The sequence below is a fragment of the Salipaludibacillus keqinensis genome, assembly GCF_003226325.1.
In the GTDB taxonomy this organism is placed as follows: domain Bacteria; phylum Bacillota; class Bacilli; order Bacillales; family Salisediminibacteriaceae; genus Salipaludibacillus; species Salipaludibacillus keqinensis.
The window spans coordinates 586,099-598,145 of sequence record NZ_PDOD01000002.1; the positions used below are offsets into that span (position 1 = coordinate 586,099).

Below are 12,047 nucleotides of genomic sequence, written 5' to 3' on the forward strand. Positions count from 1 at the left end.
CTCTCATTTAACCCTTTCTCATAACCCCAAATTCTTGCTGCCTTTATGTGAGATTATTAGAATTACCTTTAAACCAGCTCGAAAACTTCTGCCAAAATGTCAGATTCTCTCCTTCTCTTTTTCCTTTTAACATTTCTTGCGAATATGAAAGAATATTTACCATGACAGGATGTAATTTCTCTTTACCAAATGCTTTAGCAAAAGACCCTTTTGCACTCTGCGATTTACATTTAATAAATTTAATTTGCAAATCTTTGGTTAAAGCAAAGTCGATTCCAAGCTCTGCAAATTCACCATACTGTTCCTCTGTATTTTTGTAGACGCTTATTAAAAATTCATTAATTTGTTGCATTAATGATTGTTTTCCAGCCGGTGATATCTTTAACAATTCAAACAATTCATCTATTGGAAATGCATCTGTTTGAATGGTAATTGGGGATTTATCTCTACTCAACCTGGCGCTGATTCCACTAATATTTATGGTACCATCGGAAGTTTTTTGCAACTCAGCCCGTAAATCTACCTGTCTTCCATTAAGTTTCAAAAAATCTATTCCTTCTTGAACCATAAATTCGCTTCCTTTATAAAAATCCATTATTGCTCTATTTAATTCTCTCAGTTTTAAATTATTACGAGACTCCACCTTCTGTTTATTGGGATTAAAATAATAAAACGTATAGCGATTTCCCCTATTGGCGTCTGCTCTTGTCACCCGCTTTTTATTACTTCCTGCCGCTTCCATTAAATTCACAGAACCGTACTTTTTAATCATATAAAACAAATCTTCTTTCCCTTCATACAAATTAGTTTCAACTAAATTTGAGGTTAGGCTTTCTTTCGTCGTAAAATAATCATAAACTTGCCAATTCTCTATAGGAGACGGATTTAGAATAACAGTATTTCTTTCTTCGCATTGCTTGAGAAACTTCTTGTAGTGGTCTTTGAATTTTCGAGAAGCGCCTCCCCGTCGATATAAAATATCAGGATATGGAAATACAGCTATTTTCCACGTTTTATCTGAAGGATCAAAATACAAAGCTTTGATAGTTTGTGCTTTTAAATCAACATTTTTCACAGGAAACAGATACATATTAAAGTCCACTTCCTGATTCGCTTCGGCTAATTTCTTTAATCTGTAATGAGGCTCATTTTTAGCTATGGCCGCTCTCCATGCTCTGCTTGAGATTAATACACCGAAATACTCTTTATCCTCCATGTTCACACTTGTCATCCTTTCTCACCTGATTTATTGTTAGTGTATTAATCATGGATGTACTAGTAACGGCTCTAACCCTCTTTTTTAAAATTTTGTCTAAGATTAAGCAATTTGCCCCGGTTTTTTGAAATAAAATGGCCCCCAGCATGTACTATATGCAAGGGACCTTTAAATGGTTTATTCAATTAACAGAAAGGTTCTCCGGGAAACCATCTAGACTCATTGCATATGAGAAGGGGGTACTTTTAACTTTAGGTTCAAAAGCCGGATCTTCTACCGGATATACCTGCCGCAAATTCATTTCCAAAATCCACATGTGTAAGTCTTTATCAATTACAAAATCTATAGCAAAATCACCATAATTTCCTTTTTCGTCTGCTATTCTGCAAGCTCTTTTACAAATTTTAACAACCTTTCTTTCCAGGATAACAGCTTCTTCTTCTTTAAGTCCGTATATTGATTTCAACGCCTCTCTCCCATTCTGCCAGTATGCAAGCCTTCGCAAGTTAGTAATGATACTGTTTTTTTCTGATACACGGGCAGTGATCCCCATTGATTCCCATTTAAAATTTGAGTTTTTCAACATGTATATCCTAAAATCAACTTGGCTTGATTTATACTTTGTCGGTACCCCTTGTTGGATAAGGTATTGTCTCGAACTATTTAGACTCTTTTGTACTAAAGGGTGGTTTTCTATATGTTGTAAATTCTCTTCATTATTTGTATCATCTTTAATTGAAATAACTGGTTTTGTTCTTTTTAAAATATTGAATGGATGATTTTGTTTCTCCAGCTTCATTATTCTTTTACCTTCTGAACCTTTACTGGGCTTTATATAAACAGATGGATACGCTTCAAGCATTCTTGAAATTTGATCGACGTTCATCAATTTTTCAGTGTATGGAAGATGCTTTACCAAATTCTTATCTTTCGAAAGCCATTTCCACATTTCCCATTTATTAAAAAAATAGGAATTAAACATTTTGCCTTTTGTTGTTTCATTCAAATGGTCATTTACTTTTTTGGATAGTGGCACTCTTTTGAAAATACCACCAGGATAGTGAAAGACAGCTTTAACCCACTTAGATCCTTCTAACTCATCATCTGGTCTATAATAATAGCCCTCAATTTTTTTATTTTCTATATTGATCCCCTCTTCTGCACACACGCAGATCATCCCTCTTACTTTCACAAAATTATTTATACGTTTTTCTAGATTGACTAATCTTTGATCGAGCCTCTCATGAGTCGCAGCTGCAATCCATAAAATCATTGGCCCGATTTGCATGGTATTCTTTGTTAATTTCATTTCAAAAAGTAGATCTTCCGGTATAAACAAGTCATCTTGCAACCTATCAGATAATGCTATAACATCTACTGGAAGATCCTTCTTGTAAGTTACATTCAGTGTTCTTATCCAGGTGCCAAACTTGAATTTAACCCTCTTCCTAGTCATGGAATATGTTTTCTTAAAACTTTCTGGAAAACAAATATCTGTGTGATCATTCATGGTGATCCATTTCACATTAATCATAGAAACCTCCTGCTTCTGTTTTTTTATTATCATATGAAAAAACAGAATGAACGGAATGGATGAAAGAAACAGAAGTTTGATTTATTAGACCAAAAAAAGGAATCAACACACGATTATCTTTTCCTTCCAGAAGACTGAGAACCTCACATTTATTTTCCTTATGATACCTCAACCATAAGAACGGTCGTTTTTCTTTTGACTTTATATGTATGGCAAGATATAATATACGACAATATATTTTTTTCAGAAAAGACTCATGAATAGATAAAATGATTTAATTTCATATGCCCTGCACTATTAATACAAGGAGGAGATACGAAATGAAACGTGTGACATTAACTGAAATCCATGAACATCCCATCGCCCAAAAATATGTCAAACGAGCCGGTTTGGCCCATGCGATCTCCGCTGCCTATCACGCCTTTCATATTGCTAAAGATTTTGATGTGAATCCAGATTTAGCTGTGAAAGCAGCTTTCTTACATGATATTGGACACTATACATGGTACCGCAATGGCCAATGGGATTATAATTTATATAAAGAGAACGATATCCATGCCATTAAAGGGGCTGAGCGAGCTCATAAACTCTTGATTCGACTGGATGAAAATCCTGTGTCCGCCAAAGAAATTTCTCTTGCGATCTTGTTACACACTGATTCCTACTTGCCTGAGCGAGGGATACAACGTGAGCCTTTGCAAAGAGTCGTCGCGTTAGCAGATGAAGCAGACGAAGAGCCAGGTGGCGCTCACCACTATAGGAACATCACTGATGAAAAAGCGGCAGAAATGATTAAAAAGCTGGACGATAAAGTCGTCACTTTTTTAAACAAACAAACACCTAAAGATCAATCTGCTTCCTAGATTATTTTTTATTGCTATTTCAAACCGTTCATGCTACATTCTTAGTATCTACTAAATGAACAGATTTCCAAATAAAAAGGGGAGTAGCGACCAATCTGGTTCTTGAATCGTCACGACAGCGTCTTTATAAGATGCTCGGTTCATGAAGCTTTGTGGGTATCCCAAAGTACGCAAGACCTTTTTATGAAACAACCTCACGTCATGGACGAGGGGCTATTTCATAAAGAGGTCTGTTTTTTTGTCTTTTTTGAAGCTTCACTTCTTTATTGAGTTAAAATTAGACTGGAAATGGAAAGTTCTCGCTATAATATTTTTCGAGAAACCCTATTTCCCTAAAAAAAAGGGGCCATTGAAATGATGTATCTAATCTTTGTGATCGCAGCGGTTGTTACCGTTTTAGCAGCTATTAAACTCTCAACCTATGCAGACGTTATTGCCGAAAGATCCTCTTTAGGGGGAATGATGGTAGGAACTCTTTTACTAGCCGGGGCTACATCTCTTCCTGAAGTGACCACAAGTTTAACTGCGATCGTTGTGAACAATCCTGATATTGCAGTAAGCAATGTGTTAGGAAGTAATCTTTTTAATCTATTTATCTTAGCTGCTATGGATATTTATTACCGACGCAAAAGAATCTTCGTTCATGTGGGGCTTGATCATATAAAAACAGGATTCATAAGTTTTGGATTAACGGGAATCGTCTTTATCGCCATCCTCTCCCCTAGTGGATATCATTTTATGAACATTGGATTAGAAATGTATCTTCTCGTTATTTTTTACTTAGTTAGTATGAAGCTACTTTTACAAAAACCTTCATTGGAAATGTCAGAAGAAGTAGCGGCTACTTCAGAACCGGCTTATCATACGAGAGCCATTTCTTTGAAAAGAGCGAAAATCGGATTTGGTTTAGCTTCCTTAATTATTTTTATTGCCGGTTCTATGTTGACGATCACTGGAGATGCTATTGCTATCTCATCTGGTTTAGGTTCTAGTTTTGTAGGAACGTTCCTTATAGCAGGAGCCACTTCTCTCCCTGAAGCCGTTACCGTAATCGTTGCTATTCAATTAGCCAACTATCAACTAGCCGTTGGAAATATTGTTGGAAGTAACTTATTTAATTTAATGATTCTTGCTTTGTCCGATCTTTTTTTCAGAAGTGGACCGATCTTGTCTGTCGTTCATCCTGTCACGCTTATATCTGTCTCAGCGGTACTATTGTTAAATTGTTTAGTCATTGGCGTTATGATTCTATCACAAACAGAACGATTTAGATCGAAGCTTTACCCTGTTCCATCCACTGTAGTCATCGCATTTTACCTTGTTTGCAGCTACATGATTTTTCATCTTGGTTAAGGTGAATGGAAGTGTTTGGTATCGATCGAATCTGCTCTAGCTGTTTTGTAAGTCGCATACCGTTTTGTATCCAGTTTGAGGGAGCTTGTAGCTGATATGACAGTTCTTGTAGTCCGTTTGACGACACTTGTAGTCCGTATACATTATTGTGGCTAGTTCGAGGAAGCTTGTAACTGGTTTGACGGTCTTTGTAGTCCGTTTGACGTCACTTGTAGTCCATTCAAGCTGCTTTGTAATCCTGTCACCCTTTTTAGCCAGTTTGACAGTCATTTTATTAGCTTCGAAGTGGCAGATCTCACCTGCCACTTTTTATCTTTTCAATGATTTTTTCTGCTGACACAAGCCCATCTGTCCGTCCCTCGATTTCACCTTGCTCACTAACCATAAAACTCGTGGGAATTCCAAAGACACGGAATTGTTTTTGAGCATCACCATTCGTGTCCAATACCACATCGATACCTTCTGCGTCAACCTGCTCAATATAATCCCTCACATCTTCTCCATTCCTCTCTTCTTGAGTTAAGTTTATTGCCAAGATGTCCACACCCTCATTCTCTAATTCTTTCTGAGCTATTTTCACTTCATTCCACTGTTCTGCGCAAACTTGACACCAAGACGTAAAGAAAAAAACAAATCTTCTTTCGCCATGTAGTTCGCTTAGACTGATTTCCTGCTCATCGATCGTAAACACCTTCACTTGCTCCAGCCCATCCATAATTTTACTGGACTCTTCCTCAGGCGTTGACATGGCTTTCTCAACCACGATCCATTCGTTAGATGAATACATATAGAAGACTCCTCCTATTACAAGAGCAAAAAGTAGAAGTGTCCATTTCAATCTTCTTATCATAATCCACGTCCCTCCTCTTTTCATAACTTATGAAATAAGGCGAGGACAAAGTACAAGTTAGATTATTTTTTATATTAATTGTTTTTATAATGAAGGTTCTGTTTTTGAAGTTGAATACTACAAGAAAGTGATGAATTCCAACTATAAGGGCTGTTTCGGTAAAGGGTCAATCTGTGGAGTAGAATTAGAGCTTCAATGGAGTAAATTCAACATAGAGCTCCATGTTAAAACTTATTCTACGAAAGCGTAATAAGAAATTAAAAAAACGCTTGATTTCAAGCGTTTTTTACCCATTAGAATTGTTTTCCAACCATAATTTTTCCAGCCTAAGCTTTATTGTCTTTCACCTTTAAGATGCCAAAAATAAACACGGCAATAGGGCCCGTTAGCGTCGAAATATAAAAATTACCTCCGAACAAATAAGGCAAGCCGAGAGCTAGGAGGAGGGCGAAGAGCGGGTAAACAAATATGTACATAAGAACGTTCTTGTTCATAAACTACTCCTTCCCACCGTATCTCTTCATTTTACTTCTCACACGGTAAGTAACTGTTAAAATGAAGAGGATAATGAGCAACCAATAATACCATTCCATCAAAACACTCCTCTTATATAATATATAAAGCTGTGCCCTAGATAATGGAATACTAAACTTTGTATTAATGTGTAATTTAATTTTGAAATCCAATTACTACAGCGATTTGGCTTTTGAAAAATGTATCCTCCCGTTTTGCACCTCACAAATGGACCGGTTATAATTCTATTTAACGGCTTGTACTATAATTGATGGAAATAAAAGCTGTTTTATGTAGACAGTCTGATTTTCGGAATAATCAACACTTCTCTCTACTGCCTATTCCTCAACTAATTAAGCTATATAGTTTAGTCTATAAACGATGATATAAAAAGGTGGGAAACGACTATGGCAAATAGAAATAAAAAGTTATCATTAGAACAACGTGAAGAATTAATTACATTTTTGAAAACAAGATTCGAGAAAAATCTGAACCGCCATATTGGAATTGAATGGACTGATGTCCAAGCTAAATTAGAAGCTAATCCTGAAAAGATGTGGTCGCTTAATGAAATGGAGATTACAGGTGGAGAACCGGATGTTGTTGATTATGATGATAAGACTGGAGAATACATCTTTTATGACTGTTCAAAAGAGAGCCCCAAAGGTCGCAGAAGTGTTTGTTACGACCGTGAAGCGCTGGAGTCGAGAAAAAAATTCAAACCAGAGAATAGCGCTATGGATATGGCCACTGACATGGGCATAGAACTTTTAACTGAAGAACAATACCGAGAGCTGCAGAAACTTGGACAGTTCGATTTGAAATCGTCGAGTTGGGTGCAAACACCTACTTATATTAGAAAACTTGGCGGTGCCATCTTTTGTGATCGTCGCTACGACACTGTATTTATGTACCATAATGGTGCGGAATCCTACTATGGTGCACGGGGTTTCCGTGGCTCACTAAGGGTTTAATATCTCGCTTGCTCTTTAACATTGGATAAAAGAGGAAAATCCAACCTAATAAAAAATGAGAGTGGCCCAAAAGTCTCGCTTTAGGGCCACTCTCTAAATGGAAAAGCATCCTAACTGTACGATACATTAGATGCATATTATTAGTTTGACGATTTTCATGTATTTAACAACATATTAACTAACAAAATGTTTAAAAGCAGAGACATACTATTTATTCGTACCCTACCTCTCATGTTGGCGACTTTCAGCTCCGCCGATTACTCTGTACGTCGTCAATCTCGCATGTTAGCGACGTTCAATCCCTCCGCTCTTCCTGAACGTCGTCAATCTCTCATGTTAGCGACGTTCAATCCCTCCGCTCTTCCTGAACGTCGTCAATCTCGCATGTTAGCGACGTTCAATCCCTCTGCTCATTCTGAACGTCGCCAATCTCGCATGTTAGCGACGTTCAATCCCTCTGCTCATTCTGAACGTCGTCAATCTCGCATGTTAGCGACGTTCAATCCCTCTGCTCATTCTGAACGTCGTCAATCTCGCATGTTAGCGACGTTCAATCCCTCCGCTCTTCCTGAACGTCGTCAATCTCGCATGTTAACGACGTTCAATCCCTCCGCTCTTCCTGAACGTCGTCAATCTCTCATGTTAGCGACGTTCAATCCCTCCGTTCTTCCTGAACGTCGTCAATCTCGCATGTTAGCGACGTTCAATCCCTCCGCTCTTCCTGAACGTCGTCAATCTCTCATGTTAGCGACGTTCAGCTTCGACTTTCTCTCTGTTCGTCGACACCATCCAAGATTTTACACTTCTACCATAAACGCAATCCACAGCAAGTCGAATTTTTAAAGGGCTGCCCCTACCGAAGCCGATTATCCATAGGTTTTAAAACAGATCCTCATCCGTGTGTCTTTTTTCATTACTAAAATCTCAATCATTAGCTTTCATTCAAAAAGAACTTTTTAATTCAGTCCATCAGCCCTTTAGTTTTGATGTGAATTTATCCACAGCGAGGGCGATCGCTCCATCACCTGTAACGTTAGCTGCTGTACCAAAACTGTCTTGAGCCATATATAAGGCAATCATCAAGCCAACTGCAGCCTCGCTAAAGCCAAGCATAGAAGTTAATACGCCAATGGCAGCCATGATTGCTCCGCCAGGAACACCTGGTGCGGCGATCATGATCACACCTAACATGGCAATGACTGGCAACATTTCAAAGAAGGACGGTACGGTATAACCGTCAAGGACGGCCATCACGGCCACGGAACAACTGACTATCGTAATAACACTTCCTGATAAATGAATCGTTGCACTCAATGGTACGCTGAAGTTTGCCACGTCTTCTTTTACGCCATTTTGTTTCGTTTGTTTTAATGTAACGGGGATTGTCGCAGCACTACTCATCGTCCCCAGTGCAGTGAAGTAGGCCGGTAGCATGTTTTTCAATAACACAAAAGGATTTTTCCCTGTAAAACTTCCTGCAGCGATAAACTGAATAATCAACCAAAGCCAATGCGTGCCTATAGCTACTACTAGCACAATACCAAATACTTGAAGAGTATCAAATACAGTTCCTTCAGCGGCTAATTCCGCAAAGATCCCTGCAATGTAAAAGGGTAGAAGTGGGATAATGATTTTTATAATGACTAACTCAACAATCCCTTTCCCTTCATCAAAAACCCGAATTAACATCTCACTTTGCAGTTTTGCCATCCCTATTCCGAATAGAAAAGCAAAAACCAAGGCCGTAATCACACCCATAAGAGGCTCGATTTCAAATGAGAAGAAACCTTCCATACCCGCCGCTTCATCAGGAACTGCCCCGTCAGAAGCAATCAAAGGCATAATGATCGTAGCAATGAAAAAAGCAGCAATCCCTGCTAATAAGGTAGAGAGGTAAGCTGTTCCTACGGTCATCCCGACCAATTTGCCTGATTCGTTCCCTAGTTTAGAAACTCCTGAAGCAATGAAAAATAAAATGATTAATGGAATCATAAAACCAATAAATTCACCGAAAACATCCTTGAAAGTGAGTAATGATTTCGTTAACCAATCTACACCAAGGAAACCTATAACTATACCTATAATAATACCAGTTATTAATTTTAATATTAACTTCATTCCTCATTCTCTCCTCTCTCTCGCGAACTGTCCGCACATGACGGACTTTTGTTTTTTATTCAAGTAAATTATATGTTGCCTTGTTTAAAGGAAGATATCAAGTCATAATGGAACAGTCGCAATTTTTAAATTATTTACTGTTTGCTTTTTCTCTACAATCGTCGTATAATAACCTAAGTTTAAAAAGAAAAGCAATGATGAAGAAGAGTACTTTTCCTGTAGCATGATCAGAGAGTCTGCGGTTGGTGTAAGCAGAACATGTGGTGAAAAGGAATGGGCTTCTGAGCTGATACGCTGAATTTAGTAGGCAGATTCGTTCCCTCGAACGTTACCTCGAGTCCCCTTACCATTTCAATGGCGAGGGTAACAAGTGATTTTCAATGCTCATTGAAAATAATCAGGGTGGTACCACGGTCCATTCGTCCCTAATCCAAGGGGAACGAATGGACTTTTTTATGTTTCAGGGCCAGCGTTTCCTGTATGTACGAAAATTCGATTGCTTAATTACGAAAGGATGAAAGATATGCAAACAATATTCTCTGGGATTCAACCAAGCGGGATTTTAACTCTTGGAAACTATTTAGGCGCAATGAAAAACTTTGTCGATATGCAAGAAGACTATGACTGCTTTTTCTGCATTGTGGATCAGCATGCCATAACTGTTCCTCAGGATCGTTTAGAACTTAGAAAAAATATAAAAAGCTTAGCCGCTCTTTATGTAGCTACAGGGATTGACCCTGAAAAATCCACTTTGTTTATCCAATCAGAAGTTCCTGCCCACGCGCAACTTGGATGGATGATGCAATGCGTAAGCTATATCGGAGAGTTAGAACGAATGACACAGTTCAAAGACAAGTCAGAAGGAAAAGAAGCTGTCTCTTCTGCTCTTCTAACGTATCCACCATTAATGGCCGCTGATATTCTATTGTATAAGACAGACGTGGTTCCGGTAGGGGAAGACCAGAAGCAGCACTTAGAGTTAACACGAAATTTAGCTGAACGCTTTAACAATCGGTACAATGATATCTTCACGATTCCAGAAGTGAAGATCGCGAAAGTTGGGGCAAGAATCATGTCTTTAAATGACCCAACGAAAAAAATGAGCAAGTCCAATCCAAATCCGAAAAGCTATATTTCCATGTTGGATGATGAGAAACAAATCACGAAAAAAGTCAAGAGTGCCGTCACAGATTCAGATAACACCGTTCGATATGATACTGAAAATAAGCCCGGAGTCTCAAATTTGTTAACGATCTATTCTCTTTGTTCAGGTATAGGGATTTCAGAACTAGAGGAGAAGTATAAAGATACAGGCTATGGTCCATTCAAGTCTGATGTAGCCGAAGCTGTTGTGAACGTGTTAAAACCGATTCAAGAAAGATATGAAGAACTTCTTCAGTCCAAAGAATTGGATGACATTCTTGACACTGGAGCAGACAAAGCAAATTTCGTATCAACGAAAATGCTGAAAAAAGCTGAAAAGGCCATGGGATTAGGTAGAAAGCGATAAAGACACCTGAAAAAGATCTGGAGGTTATTCCTCCAGATCTTTTGTCATTTCTATGATTTATTTGTTTTCTTCATCTCTTCTTCATGTTCTAACTCCCAAATTTTTTCGAAGAATGGCTGCCCTTTAATCATGGCATAACAATACATTTCGTGTCGCTTCGACCAACCTTGTTTAATATCATTAAATAAGCCTGTCCATGCGTCATCAAAATTCATTCCCTGAATAAGACTATATTTATGTGGCGCCCATTCTGTATACCAATACCTTAATTCAGGAAGCTCTGCATCTTCGTATAGCTGGTCTAGTGCCATAAACAACAATTGTTTTAATTGCTTTTCTCTTCGAACAAGGCCATGCATTAGCTGAGGATTGGGCGAAAGCATGTGATATTGCTTTTCACAATCTAAATAATCCATATAGTATTCGGTACATGAATCGTTTTCAATTAATTGAAGAAGTTGCTCTTCTTGTCTTGGTACCATTCTGCTTTTTCGAATCGGCGTATGATAACCAATGGTATCTACAACCAATGCTCGCGAACCGTTAGTGGCTATAAAGCAATATTCCATCGCTATTCGTTCATTTTTCTGCCGAATAAAGCTTTGTCGGTAGACATCTGCCAATAGTTCTTCAGGCAGCTCTTGCAACGTGTTCTCAATATAATCCAATAATTCAGTCTGGACTTTCACTACCGCTACTTGATCCAACAATTCTATTCGATCATTTTTTTTCCATTCAAAAAATTCACAAACATTATAGCAATTCTCTTCCCCTTCAAACCAATTCACCCAGACATCTCTCATGTGGTGCATGGACATACCTCCTGACTCATTCTTTGCCCACAGTATTCGCAGATATCATCCATATTATTCCACGTTTCAATATTTCTTCCTGTTATTTAACGATTTTTTTTCAGTCTTAGACAAATAAACAATGAGCCAAATGAGAAATAGACCAATGAGAAACATATAGGTTTCAATCCGTTGAAGGAGAAATAAGCTAAACTCTTGGATAGAGAAGCCTACTGTTAACAGATTTAAATAAGCTACTAAACTAATGCCTCCGGTGACGGCCATGAAAAAACCAAGACAAAGCAGGAAAATGCGCAAGGTTCAT

The 12,047-nt window shown here is 38.1% G+C and carries 12 protein-coding genes and 1 other annotated feature; of the genes, 5 read left to right on the forward strand and 7 right to left on the reverse strand.

Annotated features, from left to right (window positions below; genetic code table 11):
- Window positions 1–43: 43 nt before the first annotated feature.
- Both CR194_RS10115 and CR194_RS10120 read right to left on the reverse strand, forming a co-directional pair.
- Window positions 44–1,216: a YheC/YheD family protein gene (locus CR194_RS10115; protein ID WP_233254346.1), complete on the reverse strand. Its 1,173-nt coding sequence runs from the start codon at window positions 1,214–1,216 to the stop codon at window positions 44–46.
- Between the two features lie 181 nt (window positions 1,217–1,397).
- The gene (locus tag CR194_RS10120) at window positions 1,398–2,750 is read right to left on the reverse strand and encodes a YheC/YheD family protein (RefSeq protein ID WP_158282231.1); all 1,353 of its coding nucleotides are present in this window, start codon (window positions 2,748–2,750) and stop codon (window positions 1,398–1,400) included.
- A 320-nt stretch (window positions 2,751–3,070) separates the two neighbouring features.
- Between CR194_RS10120 and CR194_RS10125 the strand changes: the two genes are divergently transcribed.
- Together CR194_RS10125 and CR194_RS10130 are read left to right on the forward strand one after the other, a co-directional pair.
- Window positions 3,071–3,613 (forward strand): HD domain-containing protein, encoded by a 543-nt coding sequence (locus tag CR194_RS10125; RefSeq protein WP_110609543.1) that lies wholly within the window; start codon window positions 3,071–3,073, stop codon window positions 3,611–3,613.
- Between the two features lie 354 nt (window positions 3,614–3,967).
- Complete coding sequence (locus CR194_RS10130) at window positions 3,968–4,966, forward strand: sodium:calcium antiporter (RefSeq protein WP_110609544.1); 999 nt, start codon at window positions 3,968–3,970, stop codon at window positions 4,964–4,966.
- 295 nt (window positions 4,967–5,261) lie between these two features.
- Here CR194_RS10130 and CR194_RS10135 read toward each other — a convergent pair whose 3' ends face one another.
- Window positions 5,262–5,753: a TlpA family protein disulfide reductase gene (locus tag CR194_RS10135; protein ID WP_158282232.1), complete on the reverse strand. Its 492-nt coding sequence runs from the start codon at window positions 5,751–5,753 to the stop codon at window positions 5,262–5,264.
- 389 nt (window positions 5,754–6,142) lie between these two features.
- Window positions 6,143–6,310, reverse strand: a complete 168-nt coding sequence (locus CR194_RS20265) for a hypothetical protein (protein ID WP_158282233.1) — start codon at window positions 6,308–6,310, stop codon at window positions 6,143–6,145.
- 426 nt (window positions 6,311–6,736) lie between these two features.
- Here CR194_RS20265 and CR194_RS10140 point away from each other — a divergent pair, with 426 nt between their 5' ends.
- Both CR194_RS10140 and CR194_RS10145 read left to right on the forward strand, forming a co-directional pair.
- The gene (locus tag CR194_RS10140; RefSeq protein WP_110609546.1) at window positions 6,737–7,303 is read left to right on the forward strand and encodes a DUF4256 domain-containing protein; all 567 of its coding nucleotides are present in this window, start codon (window positions 6,737–6,739) and stop codon (window positions 7,301–7,303) included.
- A 231-nt stretch (window positions 7,304–7,534) separates the two neighbouring features.
- Window positions 7,535–8,146, forward strand: a complete 612-nt coding sequence (locus CR194_RS10145) for a hypothetical protein (RefSeq protein WP_110609547.1) — start codon at window positions 7,535–7,537, stop codon at window positions 8,144–8,146.
- A 126-nt stretch (window positions 8,147–8,272) separates the two neighbouring features.
- Here CR194_RS10145 and CR194_RS10150 read toward each other — a convergent pair whose 3' ends face one another.
- Window positions 8,273–9,421: a dicarboxylate/amino acid:cation symporter gene (locus CR194_RS10150; protein WP_110609548.1), complete on the reverse strand. Its 1,149-nt coding sequence runs from the start codon at window positions 9,419–9,421 to the stop codon at window positions 8,273–8,275.
- Window positions 9,422–9,606: 185 nt separating this feature from the next.
- Window positions 9,607–9,851 (forward strand) — a binding site (T-box leader).
- Window positions 9,852–9,944: 93 nt separating this feature from the next.
- On the opposite strand from CR194_RS10150, the gene trpS reads away from it, so the two are divergent.
- A complete protein-coding gene (trpS, locus tag CR194_RS10155) occupies window positions 9,945–10,931 on the forward strand; it encodes a tryptophan--tRNA ligase (protein WP_408640745.1) in 987 nt (328 codons plus the stop codon).
- 50 nt (window positions 10,932–10,981) lie between these two features.
- Here the strand turns inward: trpS and CR194_RS10160 are convergent, their stop codons facing one another.
- Together CR194_RS10160 and CR194_RS10165 are read right to left on the reverse strand one after the other, a co-directional pair.
- Window positions 10,982–11,743: a DUF3603 family protein gene (locus CR194_RS10160; RefSeq protein ID WP_110609550.1), complete on the reverse strand. Its 762-nt coding sequence runs from the start codon at window positions 11,741–11,743 to the stop codon at window positions 10,982–10,984.
- Window positions 11,744–11,809: 66 nt separating this feature from the next.
- On the reverse strand, window positions 11,810–12,040 hold the full coding sequence (locus tag CR194_RS10165) for a hypothetical protein (RefSeq protein WP_233254310.1): 231 nt from the start codon (window positions 12,038–12,040) through the stop codon (window positions 11,810–11,812).
- Window positions 12,041–12,047: the final 7 nt, after the last annotated feature.